Origin of the sequence: Pseudonocardia sp. DSM 110487, assembly GCF_019468565.1 — a bacterium.
Taxonomy (GTDB): Bacteria; Actinomycetota; Actinomycetes; order Mycobacteriales; family Pseudonocardiaceae; genus Pseudonocardia.
Map to the genome: position 1 here is coordinate 283,171 of NZ_CP080521.1, position 25,975 is coordinate 309,145.

At 71.5% G+C, this 25,975-nt stretch carries 13 protein-coding genes and 2 pseudogenes (1 of these 15 cut by a window edge); 4 read left to right on the top strand and 11 right to left on the bottom strand.

Features of this window, described 5'->3' with window-relative positions; all coding sequences use genetic code 11:
* Positions 1-11,726: the 3' end of an alanine racemase gene (gene alr, locus K1T35_RS01045; RefSeq protein WP_220258323.1), read on the top strand. Its footprint begins 23,863 nt before the window's first position; only the last 11,726 of its 35,589 coding nucleotides appear in the window; its start codon lies beyond the left edge, outside the window; it ends in the stop codon at positions 11,724-11,726.
* A gap of 132 nt (positions 11,727-11,858) precedes the next feature.
* Here the strand turns inward: alr and K1T35_RS49685 are convergent.
* Positions 11,859-13,094 (bottom strand): annotated as a pseudogene (locus K1T35_RS49685) (hypothetical protein); the annotation flags it as partial.
* A 916-nt stretch (positions 13,095-14,010) separates the two neighbouring features.
* Here K1T35_RS49685 and K1T35_RS01050 point away from each other — a divergent pair.
* Positions 14,011-14,505, top strand: coding sequence for a hypothetical protein (locus K1T35_RS01050; RefSeq protein ID WP_220258324.1), 495 nt, complete (start codon positions 14,011-14,013; stop codon positions 14,503-14,505).
* 43 nt (positions 14,506-14,548) lie between these two features.
* On the top strand, positions 14,549-15,565 hold the full coding sequence (gene add / locus K1T35_RS01055; protein WP_220258325.1) for an adenosine deaminase: 1,017 nt from the start codon (positions 14,549-14,551) through the stop codon (positions 15,563-15,565).
* Here the strand turns inward: add and K1T35_RS01060 are convergent.
* The 10 genes and pseudogenes from K1T35_RS01060 to K1T35_RS01105 all read right to left on the bottom strand — a co-directional run bounded on the left by K1T35_RS01060 (position 15,560) and on the right by K1T35_RS01105 (position 24,317).
* A complete protein-coding gene (locus K1T35_RS01060; protein WP_220258326.1) occupies positions 15,560-15,898 on the bottom strand; it encodes a DUF202 domain-containing protein in 339 nt (112 codons plus the stop codon). The genes add and K1T35_RS01060 overlap by 6 nt on opposite strands.
* Complete coding sequence (locus K1T35_RS01065) at positions 15,895-16,269, bottom strand: YidH family protein (protein ID WP_220258327.1); 375 nt, start codon at positions 16,267-16,269, stop codon at positions 15,895-15,897. The genes K1T35_RS01060 and K1T35_RS01065 overlap by 4 nt, the downstream gene beginning before the upstream one ends.
* 72 nt (positions 16,270-16,341) lie before the next feature.
* Positions 16,342-17,490 (bottom strand): acyl-CoA dehydrogenase family protein, encoded by a 1,149-nt coding sequence (locus K1T35_RS01070; RefSeq protein WP_220258328.1) that lies wholly within the window; start codon positions 17,488-17,490, stop codon positions 16,342-16,344.
* 1 nt (position 17,491) lies between these two features.
* On the bottom strand, positions 17,492-18,316 hold the full coding sequence (locus K1T35_RS01075) for a class I SAM-dependent methyltransferase (RefSeq protein ID WP_220258329.1): 825 nt from the start codon (positions 18,314-18,316) through the stop codon (positions 17,492-17,494).
* A 99-nt stretch (positions 18,317-18,415) separates the two neighbouring features.
* Complete coding sequence (locus K1T35_RS01080; RefSeq protein ID WP_220258330.1) at positions 18,416-21,286, bottom strand: BTAD domain-containing putative transcriptional regulator; 2,871 nt, start codon at positions 21,284-21,286, stop codon at positions 18,416-18,418.
* A 56-nt stretch (positions 21,287-21,342) separates the two neighbouring features.
* On the bottom strand, positions 21,343-21,585 hold the full coding sequence (locus K1T35_RS01085) for a hypothetical protein (RefSeq protein ID WP_220258331.1): 243 nt from the start codon (positions 21,583-21,585) through the stop codon (positions 21,343-21,345).
* A 120-nt stretch (positions 21,586-21,705) separates the two neighbouring features.
* Positions 21,706-22,026, bottom strand: coding sequence for an AzlD domain-containing protein (locus K1T35_RS01090; RefSeq protein WP_220258332.1), 321 nt, complete (start codon positions 22,024-22,026; stop codon positions 21,706-21,708).
* Entirely contained in the window at positions 22,023-22,352 is a 330-nt protein-coding gene (locus tag K1T35_RS01095; RefSeq protein ID WP_220258333.1) for an AzlC family ABC transporter permease, read from the bottom strand. The genes K1T35_RS01090 and K1T35_RS01095 overlap by 4 nt, the downstream gene beginning before the upstream one ends.
* A gap of 58 nt (positions 22,353-22,410) precedes the next feature.
* Positions 22,411-23,079 carry an isochorismatase family cysteine hydrolase gene (locus tag K1T35_RS01100; RefSeq protein WP_220258334.1) on the bottom strand — a complete coding sequence of 223 codons (669 nt, stop codon included), beginning with the start codon at positions 23,077-23,079 and terminating at the stop codon, positions 22,411-22,413.
* A gap of 24 nt (positions 23,080-23,103) precedes the next feature.
* Positions 23,104-24,317, bottom strand: a pseudogene (locus K1T35_RS01105) (MFS transporter).
* Positions 24,318-24,438: 121 nt separating this feature from the next.
* Between K1T35_RS01105 and K1T35_RS01110 the strand changes: the two are divergent.
* Positions 24,439-25,974 (top strand): ABC transporter substrate-binding protein, encoded by a 1,536-nt coding sequence (locus K1T35_RS01110; protein ID WP_220258335.1) that lies wholly within the window; start codon positions 24,439-24,441, stop codon positions 25,972-25,974.
* Position 25,975: the final 1 nt, after the last annotated feature.

A 25,975-nucleotide genomic window follows, 5' to 3' on the forward strand; every position in this document is an offset into this window, starting at 1 on the left:
GTCCGGTGATGACGCTCCGTGCGCGCGTGGCTCTCGTCAAACAGGTGTTGGCAGGGCAGGGCGTGTCCTACGGCGGCGAGCGGTGGACCGCCGAGCGGGACACCGCGCTTGCACTGGTGGCGATCGGGCACGCCGACGCCTCGTGGCTGCGCGAGGGGATGTACGTGCAGCTGGGCGGCGCCCGCCGGCCCATCGTCGGGAGCGTGAGCATGGACCAGATCGTGGTGGATCTCGGTCCCGGCAACCCCGGCGCGGTGCGGGAAGACGACTTCGCGGTGTTGTTCGGGCCGGGTGACCACGGCGAGCCGACGGCGGTGGAACAGGCGATGCACCTTGGCGGCGACACGGACCCGGTCCAAATCTTCACGGGTCTGAAGTGGGACCGGATCGCGCGCAGGTACACCGGAGAACGCCGGCAGCTGGTAGGCGCAGAAGCGATGCCCTTCGGCGGTGAGTCGGGCACGACCGGTGGCATCCAGCCGGGCATGACCGAGGACGGAGGGCTTCGGCCGCCGTCGGCTCGTTCGTGGTCTGCCGCGGTTCTGAAGGTCGGCCGTGTCTTCCAGCGGACATTCGACGCCCTGGCCAGGGGGCCTCCGCAGTGGGTGCGTGCACTGTGGGGCTGGATCCGTGCCGGATGGGGGCTGATCCGCAGCGCGTACGGCTGGGTCAACGCCACAACGGGGCATCGGCTCGCCGTCGCAGTGGGTGTGGTGCTCATTGCCGTCGTCGGGTTCGCATGGTCGCCGGATTGGCTCGCCGCTGCCTTCGTGTTGCCCTGGTGGTCTGGCGCCGGCCGGACCGACGCGGCGCGGGACGGCAAACGAGCGTCGCGGAGGGCCACGGCCGTGCTGGTCGTTGCCGGGTTCCTCGGCGTTCAGCTGCCCGCGGCGACCGCGATGGGAGCCCCGGTCGACGGCCTCCCGGTGGATGAGCGGGTGGTCATCCAGCTCGAGCTCGAGTCGCAGCCGGCTGTGCCCATGTCAGGTCCAACTGCGCCCACGCACGAGATCCAGACTTCGACGTTGCAGCTCGTGGGCGTCGAGGAGCAGTTGGACGGCGACCTGGAACAGGGGCCGGCGTCCCCCGTCAAGGGGCTGATCGTTCAGGGCGGCGACACGCTCAGCGGAATCGCGGCGCGGGAGGGGTTGGAGGTCGACGACGTGGTCGCGGCGAACCCGGGTCGGTTCCCGACCATGGAGAGCCGGAACTGGATCTTCATCGATGAGGTCCTCAATCTTCCCAGCACGGCGGGGTCGGTTGCGCCCACGGAGCCGAACGGGCCGGCCCAGCCGGGTACCGAGCCGCCCGGTACGGAGAACCCGCCCCCCGGGACGGAGACACCGGGTGCCGAGACACCGGGCCCAACGCCGGGCACGACGGACTCGCCGACGGTTGATCCGGAGCCGACGACGGGTCCGAGCGAGCAGCCCACGATCCGAGGCCCGCCGCTGGTGATCGTGTTGATCTCCGGTGCGTTGGTCGTGGGTGGGGTTGTGGGCGCGCTGGCGGGCGCGTTCCTCGGCCTGTGGAAGCGGCTCGACCGGTCGTCCCGGGTTCGGATCGGAGATGGCCTCGGTGCGCTTCGCTCCGGCCTGGTCGCCGGCGGCCGAGGACTGGCGAAGCGGTGGCAGGACGGGCGGCCGTTGCGGGGGCAGGTCCGGGGCCTGGCGCGGTTGCGGGCGCTACAGGTGGCGGCGGAGCGGCTCTGGGACCGCGAACAGGGAGCGGTGCTGCGGTTGATCACACGGCACCAGCTGGGCTGGATCCGGTGGCTTCGGAAGGTCAACGACGAACAGGCCGAAGCGCCGCTGACGGACGAGCAGCTGATCGAGCGCATCGCGGACGAGCTGAAGCTGTCGGTGCACGCGGCGGCTCGGTTGTGGGAACTGGCCGGTGCCCCCGCGGTCAAGGCAGTGCCGCCTGCTGATACGGCCTTGTCCGAAGTACTGCTCGACGAAGCGGTCGCCGCCGTGGCGAAGGCTTTCGGCGAAGTGTTCCCGATGGTGAGGGCCGCTTGGTCCCACCAGAACGACGCCGAAGACGCGCTGCGGAACGGCCGAGCTGACGCGGGGCGGATCGCGACCGACGCCGGGGTGGAGCAGGACCGGGCGAACGCCCGGCTGGACCGGGCCGCTGGCGGACGGGGCTGGGCCGGGTACCGAGCCCGGATCCTTGACCGACTCGGCTTGAGCACTCCGGTGGCCGAGCGGAACCGGGCGCGCATGGCGGGGACGGCCGGGTTCGCAATGGCTGCCGGCGTGCTGGGGATCGTGGGACCGGCCGAGGTCACAGTCCTGGTGGGGGCGATTGTCGCGGCGGCCGGACTGCTGGCGGCGGTCCGAGCAATGTGGACGCCACGGCAGACCAACGGCCCGCCGAGTGGGCCGAAGGCGTCGAGTGCCGCGGCGACGGACCAGGCTGCGTCGGGGACTTGGAAGGCGCTGGCGCGCGGCCTGCGGGACCAAGGCTGGTCGTTCGTGTGGGGGGTGTCGATCGGCCTGGCCGTGGCCCGCGGTGTGCCATGGGTGTGGGGACTGGTCGGTGGCCAGCCAGATCTGCGCGGCGCGGTTCTGACATTGGCGGTCATTGTCGGCCTGGTGTACCGGAACGTCCTTCATCGGCAGTTCGCTTACCAGGAAAGGGACATGCAGACCCGGCCGCGGTGGTTGGCGTGGAAGTCATCGGTTCTGTTCTTCGTAATCGCCGGTGGCTATGTCGTGTTGGTCGATCGGTCCCCCGAGAACGTGCGGTCGTTGCTGGAATCCCTCTTCGGTGCCGCCCTGTTCGGTGCCGGCGAAGCGATCGCGCAGAACAAGGACATCGGTCGAACCAGACTGTTCAAGCCATTCGCCTCGGCGCTGGCTGCCGGGATCCTGGCTTGGGGTGTGTCCCCGATCCGCAGCGGGCTGGAGTCGGGAGGGTGGAGCGCAGGGATCGATTTGGCGTGGCTCGGGGTCCTTGTTTTGGGGGCTGCGCTCCCTACCGTGTTCGCCGAATACGCCAACAGGTGGTTCGGGATGCTGGGCGCGAAGGTCGCCGAACGGAACGCGAGGAAGGCGGAGGCCGCCGGCGATCCAGAAGCGCTGGAGGATGCGTTGCAGGCCGAGGTGGACTACCGGAAGTTCTCCGACGTCGACCTCCGGTTGTTGTGGCGCAAGGCGGTCGACCCGATGCTGGGGATGATCGCCGCAATCGTGATCACCCTGCCCTGGGTGGATCCGGACTGGGTGATGGAGTACGACTCCGCGTCGTCGGTCGTGATCCGGTTCGTGCTGGTGGCAGCCGCGATCTGGCTGCTCAACAAACTATGGCGTGACCTGGACGAGTTCCGCGCCGGCTACTACGGCCTGACGGGTGCGCGTCGCGCACCGGACCGGCCGACCCGCTGGCTGTGGTGGCGCGGGAACCGGCTGCATCAACGGTCCGTCGAGTTCCGCACGCGCGTGCGCGCGTTCCTGAAGGAGCACCCGCTCGACGAAGACGGTGCCAAGGAGCTGGCCCGACAGCTGATCGACCTGATGACGAGAAAGATCCCCTCACCGCTGAACGAGTGGGCGGACGGCATGGAGAACGAGCCGGAGATCCGAGCGGCGTTGTCACAGGTGCGCAAGCGTGAGCGGGAGTGGCGCGAGCATGACGTCAAGACGATCAGGTTGGCGCCTGCGATCCTCGCCGCCGACACGGCGGCGTTGCAGCGGATGCTGCCGAAGCGCGCTCGAGGCGATGCCGAGATCATCGATTTCCTACGGATGGTCGACGAACAGCTGTGGAAGCAGCTCACGGGGCGGCAGGACGCGGATCTCCCCGAGCCGAACCAGGCGTGGGCCGAGCTCGAGACGGAGCTCGAGAAAAGTGTCGAGCTCCGGACCGAATATCTGAAGGAGCGGAAGGAGCTGCTCGAGCTGATCGTTCAGTTCTACCTGAAGGTGGGCAAGACGCGGCATCAGAACTACAAGCGGGCCCGCCTAGAGCTGAGCAAGCTCAAGTTCGAGGCCCACAACAAGCCGCTGACCGACCCGCTGGAGGCGGTTGCGCAGCTGGCCGAGCAGCGCCTGCCGCTGCTGCGCGCGATGGCGTTGGTGCACAAGGAGGTCGAGTACCGCCTTACCGACCGCCAGCAGATCCGCCCCGCCACCCCGATCCAGTTCGCCCGTGCCCTCATCGACTGGGTCGTCACGAGCGTGCGGCGCGAGTGGGTGCCCGCCAAGCACCGGGTCCGACTGTGGGTCTTGATACGCAAGCTCGACCCCGCTGACCGGCACTACTTCCGGGTGCGGCTGGCGACCGACTTCCGGGCCGACCACCATCCCGACGGAGGGCTTCCGGAAGACGCGCGCCGGCTACTGCATCTCACCACCGCTACCCGGGCGGAGAGGCACGCCAGGCTCGCCGAGGCGCGGAAGCAGGCCCGGGAGGAGATGGAGGCGGTCGGGTCCTACCCCCACCTGATCGACCGGGCGTTGCACGGCGCGAACAAGGCGCTCGAGCGGTCCCCGGAGTCCGATCCACTGCCAGCCCCGGTTCGACGGGCGCTGATGGCGATCACCCCCAAGTTGCGCGCCATCAGCCGGCGGCTCGCCGCGATGGACGAGTCGGATCGCGAATGGAACCAGACCATCGAGGAGGCGAAGCGGCTTCTGGAGCTGCACCGCGGGCTCGACGAGAGCGCCCGGAACACCGATCTCCACCGCGACTACGGCGGCTGGAGGACGATGAGGAAGGCCGAGCGCGCCGCGAATGAGCTGCGGGTCAGCCACAAGGCCGTCAACGCGCCACGTGATCCGGGCAAGGTCGAGATCACGCCCAGGATGGCGGCGATATCCCACCCCGGCGTGGGCAACCCGGTGAACCAGGATGACTTCGCCGAGGTGCTACTGGGCAACGGGGACTGGGTCAGGATCGTTCTCGACGGCCTGTCGAGCTACCCCGACTCGAACGGGGCGGCGACCCGGTTCGCCGCGGCGTTCCTCGCCGAGATCAGCCGCATCGACGGCCGTGCCCCCGAGCGGGCACTTAGTGACGCCCACGCCGCTGCGCTGGCCGCTATGACCAGCCGCTACACCCCGAATGCCGGCCACGCCGGTGTGACCTATGTGGCCGCTTACACCACCGCCGCCGGCACGACCTGGACCAGCCATGTCGGATCGGCCCGCGCCTACTTCCTCGACAAGGACGGGGTCCGCACGGCGTTGACGGAGGACCACTCCCGCGGCGGCGACGTCACCGACGGCGGGATCATGGATCGCTGGGCGGCCAGCAACTACCAGCCCGAACCCACCATCAAGCAGCACCCCGAGGTGAAGGGCGCCGGTCTGCTCGTGCTGATCACGGACGGCGTGTGGCGCTACCTGCTTACCGCGGACGAGGTCGCCGCCCTGCTCGCCCCGGAGGACTACAGCGACCCCGCGACTGTTGCGAGGAAGATTGCCGCTGCTGTCCGGAGCAAGGGCGGTCGTGACGACTACACCGTCGCCGTCATCGTCGTTGGGCCGGGATCTGCTGCGGTCAACCCGGACGATGGCGGGAGCGACCGGGGGCAGCAGGTGATGCCACAGACCGACGCTGACGCCCCTGAGCAGGTCCGGGCGCCGGAGGCCAGTTCGAACGACCAGCGGCCTGGGCGCACGGCGTCGGGGACTTCCCCGCCCACCGACGGACAGGTTGCGGCGACGGCCATGGAAAGGCAGGCGCCGGACTCCGTTCGGCCAGGCGTCGTCCAGCGCGTCTCGCGATTGTTCTGGGCGGTGTTGACGCGGTGGTTGACGCTCACCTCGCTCCGCTGGGTGGCCGTGCTCGGGGTCGTGGTGGCCGTCGCGGCGATGGTGGGGCATGACCTTGCCGGGGGCGTCGCCAGTGCCGCCGCGGTGGGGCCGTGGTTCCGGGGGCTAAGCCTCACCGTCCGCAGGCGGCCGGATGCTCATCCGGATGTGCTGCCCCACGCATACAAGCCGGAACCGGTGTTCCACGGAACGGGTCCGCTGTACCTCGGCCTCGAGTTGGAGATCAACACCAAGCCGGACTCTCATGACAGGGCCGTCGAACTCGCCATCAACCACCTGGGTGGTCTGGGCTACCTCAAACGCGATGGCTCCATCACCCATGGCTTCGAGCTCGTCACCCATCCCATGTCGTACCACTGGGCTATGGCGAACTTTCCGTGGGAAATGCTCGCCGAGCTCGAGAAGTTGGGCAGCCATGCGAACGGCGTTGGGCTGCACGTCCACATCAGCCGCGCCGCGTTCGACTCCCCGGCGCATATCCGCCGCTGGATGCTGTTGCTGCACCACAACAAGGACCAGGTGACGGCACTCGCCCGGCGGAACTCGGACAGGTATGCGGCGTTCACCTACTCGGACCGGCTCAAGGCAAGGGATTACGCATACGGCGAGCGAGGTGACAGCCGGTACCGGGCAATCAACACCTGGAACGAGCAAACCTTCGAGCTTCGGATCTTCGCGGGTTCGCTGAACCAGCAACAGGTACAGGCGGCGCTCGGGCTGGCCGCTGCGACGGTCGAGTACAGCCGAGGGCTGTCGTTGTTGGACGTCGGGGACTGGTCGGCGTTCCTCTCACACTTGAACGATCACCCCGAGTACGCCCCGCTCTCGCGCGAGGTGACTCGGGTTGGTGCAGCCGGGACCGCCGAGGGCAGTCCCAACACCGGTATCGAGGCGCCACGCAGCCGCGGCTCCCCAGTCGTGATCAAGGTTCTGCGGTGGCTCGGCTCGCTGCGGGCGGGGCTGACGAGCCGGCGGCTGTTCACCCTCCTGCTGCTCGGGTCCGCTGTGGCGCTCGTGTGGTCGGGAGTCGAGCCGGCCGACGTGGCGATGGCGGGTGCGCTGCCGTGGTGGCCGCAGCGTCAGCGGGCCCAGGCACGGGAGAGGGCGCTGGAGTCGGTCCGCCGTGAGCTGAGCCAGGCCAGGTGGGCCCTGGAGACCATGGAACGCTCGCCTGGGCGGGCGGAGTTGGCGCTGCCGGTGCTGGAAGCAGTGGACGCACGGCTGAGCGAGCTGGCCGCGGCGGTGGAGTCGCTGACGCTCTCGCGGTCCCGGGACCGGCGGTTCGCTTCCCAGCTCGCAGCGACACGGGCCGAGCACGAGCGCCTGGCCCAGGTCGCGGCGATTCTCACCACCCGGCCGGATGGCCCGGAGCCTGCCGCGCGGTTCTGGCAGCGGGCGTGGCCGGTGCTGGCCGAGATCGCCGCGACACCGCGCGCAGCTCGCAGCGCTCTGCAGGTGGTGGTGCTACGGGCGTTGGTGGCGGCGCATGGGCGTCCATTCACCCCAGACGGTGACTGGGAGTTCCTCACCCGCGACGGTCCCGGATGGGTGGCCACCGCGCTGAACACCGAAGATGTCGCTCCTCAGTGGCTGGTCACTTGGTGGGGCAAGCGATCAACGCGTGATGAGAAGCTCGCGATGGCGCTGGCCGCTGCGGCGGCGGGCGAGCGGGGCTGGTGGTTGGCCGAGCTGCCCAGAAAGCTGCGCGCAGAGCGTCAGCTGATGAACGTCGCCGAGTGGTACACCAACCCCGAGCTCGCGCACTACCTGGACCCGGTCGAGGCGATGATCCCCCTGGTCGAGAGCGGTCCGCTGCGTGGTGGGTACCTCAAAGCCTGGTTGGGCGTACTCGACGCCCTGGTGGTCGCCGTGCCGGTGCTCACCGAGTTGGGGCAGTCGAGACAACCGGATGCCGTGGTGTCGAACCTGCCGCGGACGGTTCAGGCCCGGGCCCCGCCCAAGAGGGCCGCGGCCCTCACCGAGGCCGCCGGTCAGCTGCTGGGGATCATCGAGCAGCAGCTCGACGCGCTGCTCGGCGCCGAGCTGGACCGCAACCGGCCACTGAACGTCCCGCCTGGAACCGAGCTGTTCCGGGCGTTGGTGCAGTACCGCCAGCCGGTGCGGCGCCCAGAGCTGACCGCGATGTTCGCCCGCTACCTGGAGGCCTGGCAGCGCACCGGTGACGCGGCGGCGGCGACCGAGGCGTTCTGGGCGCAGTGGCAAAGGTGGATCACCGGTCGGCTCGGACGCTATCCGTCCGTTGTGGCCCGTGACCTCGCTGCCACCGACCTGATCGGCAGCGCCCGGGTCGGCAACCAGGAGACCGAGGTGCTGATCGGCGTCGTGCACAGCCCGGTGGAAATCCTGCACCTGGGCTATCCCGACCTCGACGGCGGCTGCCTGGACTGCGCTCGCGGCAGGAACCGCCATCACACCCAGACCTACCTGCTGCACCCCCGGCTCGCCGTCATCGGCGTCTGGCGGCGGCTGCCGGAGGGCCGCCGGGGCGAGCGGCTGGCGGTCATGCAGGTGTTCCTCACCGACCAGGGCATCCTGCCGCTGAGCCACCCCTACGCCGTCGGCGCCAGTGTCAACGCCGACAGGGCGGTCACGGAGTATCTGGCGCGCTGGGCCACCGAACTTGACCGGCCGCTACTCGCCCCGCACGCCTCCGAGGGGATCTACCGCGCGTCATGGCTACGGCTACCGACCCCGCACGAAGGCCAGATCACCCTCACCGTCACCCTGCCGGCCGATGGCGCGGCGGATGAGATCTATGCCGATCTGTTCCGCAGCACCCCCGAATTGCCGAGTCTGCACACCCGCACGTTCGACCGGTGGGCGCCGCCGGGCGTCCACGACGGCCCGGTCGCCATCGGCCACTGGGACGACGCGGACACCGAATTCCTCCGGACGGTGCTGGCGAAGCTGGCCCCGCACCTGAAGTCGCCGCGCGAGCTGGGCGTGCGGCTGCCGCGCGGCCCGCCCGGTACCGCGCCCATCTTCGGCTTGGACATCGAGGCGTTGCGGCCGGAGCTGGCGACGCTGCTGACCAGCGACGAGCGCGCCCGGCTGGACGAGGTGCTGTCCAGGCTGGTGGCCTTCGGTCGGCGCGGCCCGGCGGGTTCGGGCGCCGAGCGGGGCATGATCGTGACGAGCAAGGCGCGGCTCGACGAGATCGCCGGGCACCTGGCCGCGGGTCGGCTCACCAAAGCCTGGTGGCGGGAGCTGCTGGCGCACGAGGCGCAGTTCCACGTCGACGGCCGCAGGCAGCTGCGCGGGCTGGGCCACGATGACCACGCCAACGTCCTCGCCGCCGCGCTGGTCGACGCCCGCGGCGAGGCGGCCAACGCCGGTCGCATCACCGAAGCCGGCCCCGCGACGACACCGGTCAGCGACCATCGGGCCGGAGCTGCCGCGCACGACACGCCGCACGCGGTTGCGCCGCCGGTCGCCGGTCGGCCGGTCCTGCCCGGCCTGCCGCCCGGAGCTTCGCCTGCGGAGGTCGCGCGGTGGTGGGCGGGACTCGGTTCCGCCGGGCAGGGGTACCTGATCCAGCACCACCCGGAACAGTTTGGCGCCCTCGACGGGCTTCTTCCCGCGGATCTCCACGAGGCCAACCTTCGGGTCCTCGACCGCGCCGAGGCCGAGCTGCGCGCGGCGCTCGAGGCGGTGCGCAAGGGACGAGAGGGCCGGCGGCAGCGGGCCGAGATCGAGGGCAAGCTCACGGGGATCCGGGACGTCCGCGCTCGTCTGGACCGCACCGACCTGCCTCGGGCGTACCTGCTCTATTTCGACATCGAGGGCCACGGTCACGCCGTCCTCGCGTTCGGCGAAGTCGACGCCGCGGCGCACATTGCCGTCTACGTGCCAGGCATGACGCAGAAGCTCGCCCGGATCCATGTGGGTATCGAGCATGCCGAGATCGTGCGGCGGGAGGCGGAGCACCTCGGTGAGACCGACATCGCGTTCGTCGCGTGGTGGGGCTACGACATGCCGCAGTCAATTCCAGGTGCCGCGTCGGACTCGTGGGCGCGGACAGCGGCGCCGCGGCTACGGGCCTTCCTCGGCGGCCTGCGCGCGAGCCGTCGCGGACCGCCGGCCCACGTGACGGTGTTCGTGCAGAGCTACGGGACGGTGGTGGGCGGGTACGCCGCGCGGACCGTGGGCCTTCCCGTCGACGACCTGATCTTCCACGGAAGCCCCGGCACCACCGCCGAGCACGCATCCGACCTCAACCTGCCCCCGGAGCGAGTGTGGGCCGCCGCCGCGGATCGGGATCCAGTGCCGTGGATCCCGCGGCGGTGGCACGGCATCAACCCGGTGGATCCCGCGTTCGAGGCGCAGGTCTTCGACGCCGGCACCGGTGGCGGCTTCCGGCCGGGCCGAACCCACCGCAGCTATCTGCGCGAGGACTCCCCGGCGCTCACATCCACCGTGCTGATCATCATCGGGCGGGGGGACGAGGTACCGATCCGGCCGCGGGAGGTCAGCGGCCGCATCCCAGGCGGCATCTCCGTTCCCGAGGTGGCGATCCGCGCCGCCGTCCGCAATCCGGTGAAGATCCCGACGATCAGGCGCGAGGCGGGAGGTATGACCTTCCGGTACGTCGGAACAAGCGCCACCGTCGTTCTCCGCTCCGACGGCACGGTCGTCGCCGCCGGTGCCCGGGCGGCGGACTTGGCGGTCGGCTGGCGGAACCGGCTTGAGGGGTCGATCCTGTGGTCGCCGACCACGGTGTGGCGTGCGGTTGTGCGCGTGGTCGTGTTCGCGGTGGCGACAGCGGTCGCGCTCGCCGTCCTGATCGCGGTGGACTCCCTCACCGCACCGGCCGCCGCGATGGCGAGCGACCTACTGGGTGGTCTCGCCGCCCCCGTGGCTGCCGACCCGTCCTGGTTCGCGGCGCACCTGCCGGCAGCAGCGTCGATCGGGACGGCGACAACCGTAGCGGTGGGGCTCTGGCTCGGCCTGCTGAAGTGGCGAGCCCATTTCCGCGCACCTGCCGGGACGGGAACCGGTGCTGCGCTTCGCTCCCGGCCGGCCGGTCACCGTGGTCGACGTGAGCACACCGGTGGGTCGGTGGCTGGTCGCAAGTCGGTGACCAGACGATCACACCCGACCGCGGCGGAGCACCGAAGTCGATGTGTGAGTCGACCAAGCACCCGATTCGGCCGCCGCTATCCGTCGACGGGTGCACCTTCATCGGGGAACTGCGAAGGCCACCATCTCCGCCTGACTGATGTTCGAGGTGTAGTAGAGGGTCCGGAAGATGAGGAAGCGCCCGCCCGTCCACACTGCCTGCTGGTTGTCGCCGCCGAACAGCCCGCTCCGGACGTGGTCGGACAGCTCGTCGTCCTCGTGGGCGTCGGTTCCGATGGGCAGCAACGGCTTCAGTGCGCCGGTGGCGGCGTCCACCGAGAGGAGCAGACCGTGGACGTCGTTGGCGTTGGCCGACTGGTAGGCCACGACGCTCCCGTCGGTCGTCTGTACGAGGTGCAGCGCACGCCCGTCGACCATCCCGGTGCGCCACGCCTCATTGCCCGTCTCGAGGTCGAGGGCCATCAGTTCGTTGCGGAACTCGGTGCTCTCCATACCGGGGTACGCGCCCGGGGAGCCGGGGTTCATCTGCTCGGGGACGGTGGTGAGGATCAGCTTGCCGTCGGCGATCCGGACCTGCTGGCAGTGCGCGATCCCGCGCTCGTCGCAGGGGGAGAGATATGGATTGCCGTCGCGCAAGGTGAAATGCCGGGTGAGGAGGGTGACCGACTCGTTCGTCTCGCGGTTCACCCGCAGCGTCTCGACGGTGTCGGTGCTCTTCCGGTAGACGTCGACCACGAGCGGTTCGGCGGAGAGCACGTTGCGGATCGCGAGTGGCTTCTTGGCGCCCTCCTCGGGAGCTTGCCAGGTCCACACCTTGTCGAGTTCGCCGTTGTAGGCCCGTAGCCCGGTGAGGATGGGGTCGCTGCCCGGTCGCTCGCGGCAGTTCACGCGCGCCAGCAGCAGTTCGCCGAAGGCCGCGTACGCGTCCTCGCGGCACTGTCCCTCGTCGGCGACCGGCACGTGCCGGCCCGTGGCGGCATTGACCAGGTGACCGCCCGTTGGGCTGCTGACCAGCACGAACTCCCCGGATACCACCGGGACGTCGGACACAGTGACCGGTTTGCCGTCGATGGGCGGGAGGTCGGCGGTGAACACTTCCTTTCCGGTGCCGATGTCGAGCACCGTGACCTCGTCGCAGGTGCTCGCGTCGCCTCCGGGGCCACGCAGCAGCGCCACCCGGCTGCCGGACTGCTGCTGTGACGAGGGGCAGTCATCCGATGCGTCGCCGGACAGGGGGACCTCCCAGGCCACGTCACCGGTGTTCAGGTCGTGTGCGACGACGCGACCCGGCAACCGCCGCACGAGATGGGTGTCGGTCACCCAGTGGTCCCGGGCCGGCTGCGCGTTGGGCGCGGCGCCCTGCGTGGTCCGCCACAGCTCCCTCGCGGCCCCGACCTCGTCGACCGCGGCGGCCCAGTCCTGGGCAGCGCGCGCTCCGGAACCTCCGCCGTCCGCGGACCAGACCAGCCCGGCCCCAGTGCCGACGGCCACCAGCAGTGCACCCACCGACGCCGCGACGATCAGCCGCCACGGGGGCGCGGGCTTCGTGAGGACCGGTGGAGGTGCCGGCCGACGGTCTGCGCCTCCCAGGATGTCCCTGAGCCTGCCGATCCCGTACAGCAGGTAGCCGACCGCGATCACGCCCACCAGCAACCCGGCGATCATGACAGCGAACCCGTCCTCGCGCGGGTCGAGGAACTCGTAGAGGGAGCGGTAGACCCCGGCGCCGAGGAAGAACGCCAGGTAGGCCAGCGGGAAGGCGACCCAGGTCAACGGGTGCCACCACCGGACGGCCCGCTGGTTGCGCCCGACCGCGATCCAATCGACGAGCACGAGCAGCGGCGTGTAGACGTGCTCGAACGGCAGGTAGTCGAAGTCGCCGCCCATGATCCCGAAGAACGTGCCCGCGACCAGCAGGAGGAGCACCGTCGTGGCGCCGCGCAGCCACGGCGAGCTCGGCTCGTGCCGGGTTCCGCCGGTGAAGGCGGGGTAGATCAGCAGCCCGAAGTAGACGACGCCGGTCAGCAGGCTTGCCTGCTGGCTCAGGCCTTCGAGGTTCTCGCTCCAGCCGGTGGCGTCGGTGAAGCCGTACAGCGCGCTCGCGACGATGACCAGCCGCCAGAGACTGACCCCGGTCAGTACGCCGAGGCTCACCCGCCGGACCGGTTGCCGGTGGACGACGTTGATGGGCTCGGTGTCGGGTTCTCGCATCGGACGCTCTGCCGGAATCGCGGGGCGGGAAGAACTCACGAAGAACCCTTCAATCGTTTCGCTGCGGTGACGCCACTCGAATTCGGCAACCTACCCGTTGGGCCGATCGGTGGCTTGCTGTCAGGTGTTCGCCTGACAGTGCGCGGCAGAGCGCGGCAGTATCGTCCGCTCCGCATTGTTCGTGCCGCAGCAACGAGGGGAACTCGAGGAGGCTGGAAGCGGCGAAATTTGTTCGGGAAAAAGATCGCGTAAGAACGCGGGGAGCGTTCTCGCGGTCCTCGTTCGCCGGGCGGTGCCACTGTGCATCGCCCGGCGATCGGGTTTCCGGGGTGATCGGCACCGGCGGTCATCGCCCGCGGGTGCTGACCGTGAGCACGGTCCGCCGGTCCGGACGGAGCGCCGGCCACTCAACGAACGCGCTGCGCCTACCGCGACAGGTGTTCCGACGGGATCGAGAACGGGTCGGTGAGCCAGTGCGCCTGCCGGTGTGCCCGGGGAAGGGGCTGCTGCTCGTCCGAGTCGAAGCGGGCGATTCTTCGCAGCTTGCGCGCCGTCACCCGGTGGTCGGGTGAGCAATAGGCCTGGCGTGTGCCGCCGCACTCGGGTTGAACGATGGTCTCGCCGCACCCCGGAAGGGCGCATCGTTGCACTGTCGTGGAATGCCCGTCGGGCATGAGTTCGGTCCTCGTCTCGCCGCCGTCCCAACGTGTCGGGACGGTATTCAGGCAGGTCCGCGGTTGGTGCCGGGCGAACACCCGACAGACGTCGCGGAGCGGGGGCACCTGGAGATGACCACGTCAGGTTGTCGGGTGTTCGCCCGACAACACGGGGCGTGTCTCTCCGTAGGGTTGCCGCGTCATGCCGACCGGCGCGATCGCTCGTGCAAGGCGGACGGAATCGAAAGGGAAAGTTGTCAATGTCGAAGAAGCCTGTTGCCGTCATCGGTGGCATCGTGGTCGTACTGGCCTTGACCGCCGGCTGCGCGGACAACGGCATGTTCGGCGGGGGCACCGATGTCGCCTATGGCGAGGAGGTCACCCTCGAGCAGAACAGCGGTAGCTCCAAATTCACGGTCAAGGTGGACGAGCCTCGCGAGGTCGACCACGACGCCTCCGAGGAGGGGATGATCGCGCTGGCCGTCGACATCGAAGCGAGTACGGAAAAGGGCGCCCCCAGCACGAATCGCATCCTGGGACCGTTCTCGTTGATCAGCCCGTCCGGTGAGAGCGTGGCCAATCACGTCGCCGGTACCCCCGACGGCGATTATTTCGGCACCTCGATGCCGCGCGAAGGGGAGTCGAAGTCGGGCACGCTGGTCTTCCTGGTCGAGGAGGAGGGCGACTACACCGTCCAGTACAAGAGCCCGCTCAAGACCGAGGACGTGTCCGCTACCTGGAGCAAGAGCGAGTAACGACGAGGTCGCGAAGAGCGGAGCACCGGAGCACCATGCGTGCATGGACGTGGAACTCAGCGAGTTCGTCGCCGGCCTGCCCAAGTGCGAGCTGCACGTGCACCTCGAGGGGACGCTCGAGCCGGAGCTGAAGCTCGCCCTCGCCGAGCGCAACGGGGTGGACATCGGGCAGCGAACGGTCGAGGAGGTCCGCGCCACCTACCGGTTCGACTCGCTGGCGTCGTTCCTCGCGGTCTACTACCCGGCGATGGACGTGCTGGTCACCGAGCAGGACTTCTACGAGCTCGCGCACGCCTACCTCGTGCGGGCGGCGTCGCAGAACGTCCGTTACGCGGAGGTGTTCTTCGACCCGCAGGTGCACACGGGGCGCGGGGTGGCGTTCGAGGCCGTGGTCCGCGGCTACCACCGTGCGTTGCAGGACGTCGAGCGCGATCTCGGGGTGGCCGGTGCGCTGATCATGTGCATCGTCCGCGACCTGCCCGCCGACAGCGCGATGGAGGCGCTCGACGCGGCGCTGCCGTTCAAGGATCTGATCCTCGGCCTCGGTCTCGACTCCGACGAGCGGGGGAACCCGCCCGCGAAGTTCGCGGAGGTCTTCGCGAAGGCCCGCGGCGAGGGGCTGCACCTCACGATGCACTGCGACATCGACCAGGAGAACACCACGGAGCACATCCGGCAGGCGCTCGAGGACATCCAGGTCGAGCGCATCGACCACGGCACGAACGTCGTGGAGGACCCGGGGCTGCTGCAGATCGTGCGGGACCGGGGCACCGGGCTCACCTGCTGCCCGATCTCCAACGGGTTCGTCACCGGCGACATGAAGGCCCCGGTGATCGCCCGGCTGCTGCGCGAGGGCGTCCGCGTCACCGTCAACTCCGACGACCCGGCCTACTTCGGTGGCTACGTGGGCGAGAACCTGCTCACGCTCGCGCGGGTCGCCGACCTCACCCCGGCCGAGCTGGTGCAGCTGGAGCGCAACGCGTTCGAGATCGCGTGGCTGCCGGACGAGCAGCGTGCTCGCTACCTCTCGGAGCTGGAGGAGTACGCCGCCGCGCTATAGGTGCGCTGCGACGACCACCGACAAGGCCGCAAGCCCGAGGGACGTGCAGGCGACGCAGACCGCCGCGACGAGTCGCCCGCCCGGGCCGGAGGTCAGGCACCCGTCCCGGAGCAGGGCCGCCTGCGTCCGGCGCACGCGCCGCGTCGAACCGACGAGGAGCAGTGCGGCCAGGCTCAGCCCGAGCAGCCCGACCACCAGTGCTCCCGCGCCCAGCGCCGGGGCGAGCAGGCGCGTGCCCGCGATCGCCCCGACGGCCACGGCGAGGCCGGTGCGACGCCAGGCGAGCGCGGTCCGCTCCGGCTGGAGCCCGGGATCGAAGAGCCGCTCGGTCATCGCAGGAGCAGCGCCGCCAGCAGAAGCACGCCCGTGATCGCCGTCCCCACCGTGAGGGGCACCATCAGCGACGGCGCGCTGAGCGGCCGCCCGTTCCGCATGGCGCGCTCGTCCCGGCTCCAGGCGAACCACGCCTGGAGCGGTGTCAACAGGCCCAGGACGATCAACAGGACGGACGCGGCGAGGCGCAGCTGGGGTTGGAGCGGCAGGGCGACGGCCTCGAGCGCGATGCCGCAGGCGAGCAGGGCGAGCCCGGTGCGGATCCACGCGAGGAACGTGCGCTCGTTGGCGAGGGTGAACCGCGGGTCGGGTTCGCTGCCCTCGCCGAACACCCAGCTGGGGAAGCGACGGGACACGGTCGGGCTGCTCATCACCACCAGTGTGCACCTCAATGTCCGGTCAAATCGATGGATCTCCCATCTGATGAGACGGATATCTCTGGTTCACAGCAGCACGGACGGAGGGACGTCGGCCCCGAGGAGCAGCCCGCCTGCCATCTCGAAGATGCTCGGCGCGGCCTGGACGTGTGCCGCGGCGGTGCGCAGATCCTGGAAGCCCCGTTGCAGCGGGTGGTCCTCGGGCACCGCGGCGGCACCCGCGACCCGCTGCAGGACATCGGCCACCCCCACCGCGGTCGAGATCCCGTGGGTGATCGCCAGGCGCACCCGGATCCGCTGCCGCGGGTCCGGTGGGTCGCCCGCGAGGATCGTGTCCCACACCTCGGCGACCGCCTCCCGCAACCACGCCCGTGCCGACGCGACCTTCGCCTCGGCCCGCGCCACCGCGATCTGGACCATCGGCCGATCCCGCAGCGGCGCTCCGCTCAACCAGCGCACCGTGCCCTCGGCGAGCTCGGTGAACGCGACCAGCGAGCCGCGGGCCACGCCGAGTGCCTGCGCGGCTTGGAGGACGAAGGCGAGGTTCTGGTAGCCGTCGCGGTACAGCGGGCCGTCGTGCGGAGCGTCCCCCAGCACCGGCATCGGCAGCGTCCACTCCTCACCGACGGCGACGTCCCGCACGGTGAAGTCGTGGCTACCGGTTGCGCGTAACCCGACCGACCGCCACGTGTCGAGGATCGTCGCGTCGGCGGAGGGCACGTAGACCAGGCGCAGCTCGCGCTGCCCGTCCGCCTGCTCGACCAGGCACGTCCCGTAGAGGTGATCGGCGTACGTGCAGCCGCTCGCGAACCCCCATCGCCCGCTCACCCGGTACCCGCCGTCGACGGGAACGGCCCGGCCGCCGGGTCGCAGCACGCCGGCCAGCGTCGCCGCAGGCCGCCCGATGACGCGCTCCGCGACCGGTGGCGGCAGGAACGCCGCGAACCACGCCGACTGCGTGCCGATCATGACGGCCCATCCGGCGGAGCCGTCGATCCGGGATGCCGCCTCCACCACGTCGGCGGCCGAGAGGGGATCGAGCTCGAGCCCGCCGAGCGCGCGCGGGACGAGCAGGGCGAACAGCCCGGCCTCGGCCATTTCGCGGGCGAGTTCGTCGGGGAGCCGCCGCTGCGTTGCGTTCGCCGCCCTGGTCTGCTCGATGCGCGGAGCGAGCTGATCGAGGGCGGCGAGCGGGGAGGCCGTCGTCGTGGTCATCTCATCGCTTCCGCGCGGTGACCAGCAGGTACTCGGCCACCCATCCGGCTCCGTCGCTCGAGGCGGTGAGGAACCGCAGGAAGTCGCTGTCGAGTTCGGTGACCCGTTCCGGGCGGTCCGCGTTGAACTTGTAGACGGCGATCGTGGGCCCGTAGTTGCGCTTCCAGTACTCCCGGAACTCGGTCGGATCGGTCTGGTGATCCATCCGGACGGTCTGGCGCCGCATCTCGAGCGCGGTGACGCGGTCGCCGAACAGCGCGCGGACGTGCTCCTCGTCGCCCCACCGCGGCGGCGGGGTCGCGCCGGGCGGGGGCGGTGGCGCGTAGGGACCGATCGTCGCGAAGAGGTTGCCGATGAAGCCATGGGGAGTCCAGTTGATCATGCCGATGGTCCCACCGGGGTGGGTCACGCGGGCCAGCTCGTCGGCGACCGTCTGGTGCCGCGGCGCGAACATGGCGCCCACGCAGGACAGCACCACGTCGAACGTGTCGTCGGGGAAGGGGAGGGCCTCTGCGTCCGCTTCCGTCCACGTCAGGTCGACGCCCCGCTCGGCGGCGATCCGCCTGCCCGCGGCGAAGAGCTCCGGCGTCAGGTCGGACGCGGTGACGTCGGCGCCGGTGGCTGCGGCCGGGATCGCCGCGTTGCCGGAGCCCGCGGCGACGTCGAGCACCCGCTGCCCCGCCCGGACGCCTGCCGCCGTCACCAGCTCGGGGCCGAGCTCCGGGATCAGCTCGGACGCCACGGCGGGGTAGTCGCCAGCCGCCCACAGCGCCCGGTGCTTGGCCTTCAGCGCGCGGTCGGTGGTGGTCGTGTCGGTGGTGGTCATGTCGTCCTCCGCAGGTGTCGGATCAGGTGCCGGGAAGCGTGGGCCCCGCCGCATCGGCGCTGATTCGGCCGTCGTGAAATCCCCTGGTGAGGAGCGTGATCAGCAGCAGCTCGAGAGGGCGGCCCGCGCATGCGCGACCACCGCGGAGCCGGAGAGCGCCGCACCGGCCGACTCGGCCGCGGCGTACCGCCCTTCCCCGAGGTCGCGCGCGAACCCGGCGAGGCGCGCCGCGTCCAGCGGGGACGACCTGCCCGCCGCGGCGAGCGCGGAGTGCAGCGTCACGGCATCCGCGACGGCGCGTCGGCGGGCCAGCAGGCGCACCACGTACCGCAGGGCGATCCACTGCTGGCTCCAGTCGCCGACCCGCTCCCAGTGCTCGAGCACGTCGAGGAAGTCCCGGCACGCCCGCTCCGGATCGGCGTGCACGGCCCGGGTGGCGGCGCCCTCCATCAACGCGATGCCGTGCCACCAGAAGTTGCGCACCGAGGCGGCGAGCTCGCCCGCTTCGTCGAACAGCGCGAGCGCACGTTCCGGTTCGGACTTCTTGAGCACGAGGCCGAGCGCGTACCTGGCCATCGACTGCGCAGTCGGGTTGGCGGTCGGGCGGGCCACCAGCACCGCCTCCTGTGCGGCGGGCAGCCCTCGCTCCGGGGTGCGGAGGACGGCGTGGCACACCGCGACGTAGTAGAGGGTCCACACCAGCCGGATCGGGTCGTCGTCGCGGCGTGCCCGCTCCACCTCGGCGCCGTAGTGCAGCAGGGCCACATCGGCGTGGCCCGCGTACAGGTCCACGTCGGCGAGCACGTCGCCGGGATACGCCACGCGGCCGGTGCCGCGCCCCGGAATCCTTCCGTCGGCGCGAGCGGCGAGCGCCCGTGCGCGGGCGAAGTCGCCGCCGTTCCAGGCCCCGCGCGCGGCCGCGCCGACCGCCGCGGCGAACAGCGCGTGCTCCGGATCCGCCATGTCGAGCGTTCGCTCGGCCCAGCTCGCCGACTCGTAGCCGACCCGCAGGTGGGCGAGCTCGGGAAGCGACGTGACCAGCCGCAGCGCGAGGTCCGCGTCCCGCTCGGCGACCGCGCGCTCGAACGCGGCGCGGAGGTTGTCGTAGTCGGGCAGCACCCGTTCCACCCAGCTCCGTTCCTCGGCGCCCTGCACCGCAATGGCGCCCCGCTCGGCGAGGGCGGTGAAGTAGGCGGCATGCCGCCGCGCGATGCGATCGGACGCGCCTGCCTCGTCGAGGCGCTCGCGCCCGTACGCGCGCAGCGTCTCGAGAACCCGGTAGCGGGACCGGCCGGGCCCGTCGCGGGCGATGACCATGGACTTGTCGACGAGCCCGATCAGCAGGTCGAGGGTGTCCTCCACGGTGGTGCCCTGGTCCGCGCAGACGCCGTGGGCGGCGTCGAGGTCGAACCCGCCCGCGAACAGCGACAGCCGGGTGAACAGCGCCCGTTCCGCGTCGGAGAGCAGGCGGTAGGACCAGCCGACGGCGGCGACGAGGCTCTGGTGCCGGGGCGCGGCGCCGCGCGTCGGGTGCACCAGCCGCGAGGTGTCGAGGTGCCGGGCGAGCTCGGTCGCCGACATCGCGCGGATCCGGGCGGCCGCCAGTTCGATGGCGAGGGGGAGCCCGTCGAGCCGCCTACAGATCTCGGCCACGGCGTCCGCGGTCTCGGGATCCAGGCCGAACTCCGGTCGATGCGCCCGTGCACGGTCGGCGAACAGCGCCGCCGCGGCGGTATCGGGGAGCGGATGTACCGGGTGGATCCGCTCGCCTTCGACGCCGAGCGGCTCCCGGCTGGTGACGAGCACCGCCACCGACGCGCAGTGCCGCACGATCCGGTCGACGAGCCGGGCCGCCGCGTCCAGGACGTGTTCGCAGTTGTCCACCACGAGCAGGAGGCGGCGACCGTCGAGGTACTCGGTGATCGTCTGCTCGATCCCCAGCCCGTGCTGTTGCTGCACGCCGAGGGCGGCGGCCACGGCATGGCCCACAGCGCCGCCGTCGGACAGCGGGGCGAGCTCGCACATCCACACCCCGTCGGGGAACCGCGGCCCGGCCTCGCGGGCGGCCTCAATGGCGAGCCGCGTCTTGCCGACCCCGCCGACGCCGGTGAGGGTGACCAGCGGGCCGTCGCGCACGGCGGCCGCGACCCGCCGCACGTCGTCGTCCCGGCCGAGGAAGCGGGTCGTGCGCCGCTCGAGGTTGCCGCGCGGCCGCCCGGCGCGAGGAGGCACGGCCGGAACGTCGGCGTCGAGGATCTTCTGGTGCACGTTGCGTAGATCATGGCCCGGTTCGCTGCCGAGCTCCTCGACGAGGCGGCGGCGGATCCGCTGGTAGGTGGCGAGTGCGTCGGACTGACGGCCACTGCGGTACTGGGCGAGCATGAGCTGACCGGCCAGGCGCTCGTCGAGCGGGTGGGTGCTTGCCGCGGTGGTGATCTCGCCGAGCAGGTCGGCGTGCCGGCCGGCGCGGAGGGCCGCGTCGTTGCGATCCAGGGTGGCGGCGAGCCGCTCGGCCTCCAGCGCGGTGCGTAGATCGGCGAACCACGGCACGTCGACCGTGGGGAAGGGATCACCCCGCCACAGGTCGAGGGCCCGGGCGTAGAGCGCGGCTGCTTCCGCCGGTTGCTCGGTCTCCCGCGCACGGGAGACCAAGTGCCGGAACAGGTGCAGGTCCACCGTCAGCGGGTCGGCCGCGAGGAGGTAGCCGCCGGCGCCCCGGGTGATCCGCACCCCGTCGAGGCGGCCCAGCACCCCGCGCAGCCGCGACACGTAGGCGGACAGCGCGTTGCGAGCCCGGTACGGAGGGCGGTCGGCCCACACCCGGTCGACGAGCTGGTCGGCGGGGACCGGCCGTCCTACGTCGACGAGCAGTGCGGCGAGCACGGTCCGCTGCCGGATGTGGCCGGTGTCGAGCGGGCGCCCGTCGAGACCCACCTCGACGTCGCCGAGCAGCCGGAACTCCACCGTCATCCGCGCGCCACCGCCCGGGACAGTCTGCCCCGGTGTGACCCGCGGAACCAGGGCCGTCAGGCCGCAGCGTGTTCGTACGCGTCGTCGAGTGCGGCCCGGCCGGCCGCGGTGAGCAGGGTCGTGCCGCCGGCGCGGGCCAGCAGCCCGGCCGCGAGGAGGGCGTGGGCGCGCGGCTGGTCGCAGAACCACCGGCCGTCAACGCGCAGATTCGGGATGCCAGCGGGGGCGATGTCACAGCGACCGGCGGCCACCGCGCGCAGTAGCGCCCGGTCGCGTCCGGTCAATCTCAGTGCATTCATGGGTTCCAACCTTTCCGAGCTGTAAGACGCCCGAGGTGGCATCGAGGTTCGCCTGGCGCCTCGAAAAGGTGCCCCCAACCGCTTTCACCGGACTGTCATGGCGCTCGCACGCCAGCGCTCTCACAGAGCGGCGAGAGCGACGACCACCACCAGCCCCGCCCCGACCGGCAGGACGAGGCCCCGACGTCGCCACGCGATCACCGCGGCCACGACCGCACCGAGCAGTACCGGCAGCCGGGGCCCGAGGTCGGGCAGGGCCGCGCCGCCCGCGATCCCGGCTCCCACCATCGCGGCGATGGCCGCCGGTGCCGCATGGTCGAGCAACCGGTGCGCCGCCGCCGGGAGCCGCGCGGTGGGCAGGAGGGCGATGGGCGTGACGCGGAGGACCCAGGAGACGGCGCCCACCGCGAACAGGGTGGCGACGATCGTCACGGGGCTCACGACGGCATCCGGTCGAGCAGGGCGCCTGCCGCGATCCCGGCGCCGATCCCGGCGATCACCCCGACGCCGCCGGGCAGCGGGGCTCCCGCGACGGCCACGAGCAGCGCGGTGAGCACGCCCGCGCCCGCGGCGACCATCGTCAGCGGCGCGAAGTGCGCGGCGCCCGCGAACACGGTGGCCGCCGCGGCCATGTCGGCAAGGGGCGGCACCCCGAGCTGGGTGGCGGTCGCCCCGATCACGAGCCCGAACGGCGCGACGCTCAGCGCCACCGGGAGCGTGTCTCGCGCGGCGCGCAGGTCCCGTCCGGTGGCCGGTGGGTGGGTCATGGGCAGATCATCGGGAACGCCGCATCGGAAGGTCTGCCGCGTTCGTGAAATCCGCTGGTCAGGGGAGCATGGTGAGCACCTCGGCCGTGGGGCGCACGTCGCCGAAGCTGCGGTGGATGGTCCGCAGCGTCGCGTTGCGCGCCGAATCCCGCACATCGGCCGTGCCGTCCGCGATGAACACGACCCGGTAGCCGAGCGTGGCGGCGTCCCGCGCGGTCGACTCGCAGCAGACGCTCGTGACGTTGCCGGTGATCAGCACCGTGTCTACGTTCCGCTCCGCGAGCGACGCGGGGAGCGTCGACCGGCCCGGGAAGAACGCGCTGGCCGCCGACTTCTCGGCCCACACGTCGTCCGCCCGCGCGTCGAGTTCGGGGAACAGCCGTTCATCCCTTGAACCGGTGCCGCCGGACGCGGCGTACATCGTGGCGACCGCGAGCCCGTAGAAGCCGATGGCCCACTCCGACGGCGGGCCGACCTCGGGCAGCACCCAGGCCACAGTCCCGCCTGCTGTCCGCAGGGTACCGGCGAGGGCGTTGATGTTCGGCACGATCCCGCGGAAGTGGGGGCCTGCGTCGGCGAAGAACCGCACCATGTCCACCACGACGAGGGCGGTGTGCGCCGGATCGAGAACCTCGTAGGCGAACCGCCGCCCCCGCCTCGACTCGTGCCGCGCGTACTCGCGCTCGTCGATGGACCAGTTCTGCGGCTTCGGTTCGGATCCGGTCATGATCCGCAGTATCAGCCCTCTGTCTCATAGGGGACGGGAGAAGGTGCGCGTGCCCGGCACGAGCATCGCCGCGCCGGGGGCGGCGAGGCAGACGACGGCGCAGGCGAGCAGGACCGGCCCGGCGCCGAACGCTGCGATCGCGGGCGCGATGAGCGCCAGGCCGAGCGGGGCGAGGCCGTAGGACAGCAGGAAGTCGACGCTCGACACCCGGGCGAGCAGCTTCGGGTCGACCTCGCGCTGGGTCGCGGTGAACCATGGGACGTTGAACAGCTCGATGCCGATCCCGGTGACGACGTAGGCGGCGACGACCACCGCCGCCGGCACGGGGAGCAGCAGCGAGAGCGGGGCGAGCGCGTAGAGCGCCAGACCGCCGAGCGCCGCCCAGCCCGGTGCGGCCGGCCGCCAGCGCGCCACGAGGAACGCACCGGCCAGCGCGCCGAGGGCGTACCCGGTGGTGGCGGCGGCGAGGACGGCCTCGGTGCCGTAGCGGTCGCGGGAGATCAGGGGGAGCGCGACGCTGGTGGCGGAGTAGCCGGTGGCGATCACGGCGGTCAGGGCTGCCAGGCCCGCGAGGAACCACGGGTGGCGCCGGGACTCGGCCATGCCGTCGGCGAACTCCCGGAAGAACGCGCTCCGGCCCGGCGCGCCTGCGGCGGCTCCCCGTGGCGGCAGCAGGGCCGCGACGAGCCAGAGGGCGCGGTGCCCGCGACGAGCGCGCCGACGTCGACGACGAGGGCGAGCAGCGCCGCCAGCGACGGCGCGACCAGGACGCTGACCCGGACCGCGATCGTGATGGCGGCGTTGGCCTGCTGGCGGTGGTCGGGATCGACGACCTCGGCGGTGAGCGCCTGGAAGGCCGGCCGGCAGGCGCCCTGCCCCGCCCCGACGACGGCGGCGGCGAGCGCGAGCACGAGCGTCGACGTGCCGAGGCCCGCCGCGGCGACCGGACTGGCCACGGCCGCGGCGGTGGCGGACCAGGCGACGACGGTGCGCCGCGGGTACCGGTCGGCCAGCACGCCCGCGGCCGGGACCGCGGCGAGGAACCCGACCGTCCGGGCGGCCAACGCGATGCCGAGGCCTGCCGCGTCGAGCGAGCCGTCGAGGACGGAGAGCCCGAGCAGGAACGGAAACGCCCACGTGGCGAGGCCGGACGCGGTGGTGCCGGTCCACAGCCGTAGGAACGCCGCATCGCGCAGGACGGAGCGGGTCGGAGCGTGCACGGCGGCAGTGTTGCACATCAATTGCACTAACCAGTTAGATGCAGAAACGACGATGTGATCAGAACGACTGGAGAATGGTAATCGTATTCACTTACGCTCCCGGTCGACCATCCCCTGGCTCGCCCCGAGGAGCGTGCGCGTGCGCCGGACCCTGACCGCGATCGTTGCCACCCTGCTGGTGGCCGTCACCGCCTGCGGCGGCGGTGGCGGAGGAGCGGCGGCCGGCCAGCTCACGCTCGCCGTCGCCAAGATCAACGCCACTCTCGATCCTGCTGAGGCGCTGACCACGAGCTACCTGCGTTCGTACGGGGTCGGCGAGTCCCTCGCGAAGATCCAGCCCGACGGCACCGTGGCGCCCGAGCTGGCCGCGTCGATCGAGCAGACCGCCCCCGACACCTGGACCGTGGTGCTCCGCGAGGGCACGCGGTTCCAGAGCGGAGCGCCGGTGGACGCCGAGGCCGTGCGGGCGTCGCTGGAGCGCTCCGCCACGGAGAACGAGCTCGCGGGTGACCTGCTGGATGGGCTGACGGTCTCGGTGGTCGACCCGCGCACCCTCACCGTCCGCAGCACCGGACCCGCGCCGTTCCTGGACTACACGCTCTCCCACTACGAGCTGCAGATCCACAACGTGGCGGCATACCGGGCGCTGACCGGCCCGGCGGGCCCGGCCGACGCCGACTTCACCGGTCCCTTCCGCGTCACCGGGTTCGACGCGGAACGCGAGCTGACGCTGCAGCGCAACCCGAACTGGTGGGGCCAGGCACCGACGGTCGAGACGATCACCGTGCAGCAGGTGGCCGACCCGGAGGCGCGGGCGCAGATCGCACTGGCCGGGCAGGCCGACGTCGTCGACCTGCTGCCCAGCTCCGCGGTGCCCGAGCTGCGGGCGGCGGACGGCCTGACGCTCGTCGGCGCGCCCGCGGCCAACACGGTGGCGGTGTACCTGAACCCGGCCTCGCCGGTGCTGGCCGACCAGCGGGTCCGGCAGGCGCTCGCGTGGGGCGTCGACCGCGATGCGGTCGCGGAGATCGCAGGCGAGGGGCTCACCGAGCCCGCGCCGAGCTGGCTCGCGTCCAACCCCGCGTATCCCCAGGCCGACCAGCAGGGCTTCACCCGCTACGACCCCGACTTCGCGGGCCGGTTGCTCGACGAGGCCGGCTGGGTCCGCGGACCGGACGGCCGGCGCGCGAAGGACGGCATTCCGCTGGCGTTCCGCCTCCAGACCTGGGGGAGCGAAGGCCCCACCGGCGAGGTGCTGCAGGCCCAGTGGGACGCGCTCGGGGCGGACGTGGACCTGTCCTACGTCGACAACACGCTGGTGCAGCAGGCGAGGGAACGCGGCGACTGGGACGCGCAGACCGCGGCGTTCACCACGCTGGGCAACGTGCCGAGCCTCTTCTCCGTGCAGCTCTCGCCCGGCGGTTCTGGCAACTACGGCCACTACGACCTGCCGCAGGTCGCCGCGCTGGTCGAACTCGCGAACACGGCCGCAGACGAGCAGGCGCGCACCGCAGCCGTGCTGGAGCTCAACGCGGTGCAGGCCGAGGTCGTCCCGGCCGTCCCGGTACACCCGCGCCCGCAGGCCACGGCCGTGGCCGACCGGGTCGGCGGCTTCGTCCCGCACCCGCTGCAGTACGAGAACCTCGTGCAGCCCGGCATCACGCTGGGTGGGTGAG

Coding starts and splice junctions, on each gene's coding strand:
- K1T35_RS01100 (WP_220258334.1), bottom strand. CDS start 23,079: ATGACCGGATCCGAACCGAAGCCGCAGAACTGGTCCATCGACGAGCGC.
- K1T35_RS01095 (WP_220258333.1), bottom strand. CDS start 22,352: ATGACCCACCCACCGGCCACCGGACGGGACCTGCGCGCCGCGCGAGAC.
- K1T35_RS01050 (WP_220258324.1), top strand. CDS start 14,011: ATGTCGAAGAAGCCTGTTGCCGTCATCGGTGGCATCGTGGTCGTACTG.
- K1T35_RS01060 (WP_220258326.1), bottom strand. CDS start 15,898: ATGACCGAGCGGCTCTTCGATCCCGGGCTCCAGCCGGAGCGGACCGCG.
- K1T35_RS01065 (WP_220258327.1), bottom strand. CDS start 16,269: ATGAGCAGCCCGACCGTGTCCCGTCGCTTCCCCAGCTGGGTGTTCGGC.
- K1T35_RS01085 (WP_220258331.1), bottom strand. CDS start 21,585: ATGAATGCACTGAGATTGACCGGACGCGACCGGGCGCTACTGCGCGCG.
- K1T35_RS01080 (WP_220258330.1), bottom strand. CDS start 21,286: ATGACGGTGGAGTTCCGGCTGCTCGGCGACGTCGAGGTGGGTCTCGAC.
- K1T35_RS01075 (WP_220258329.1), bottom strand. CDS start 18,316: ATGACCACCACCGACACGACCACCACCGACCGCGCGCTGAAGGCCAAG.
- add (WP_220258325.1), top strand. CDS start 14,549: ATGGACGTGGAACTCAGCGAGTTCGTCGCCGGCCTGCCCAAGTGCGAG.
- K1T35_RS01070 (WP_220258328.1), bottom strand. CDS start 17,490: ATGACCACGACGACGGCCTCCCCGCTCGCCGCCCTCGATCAGCTCGCT.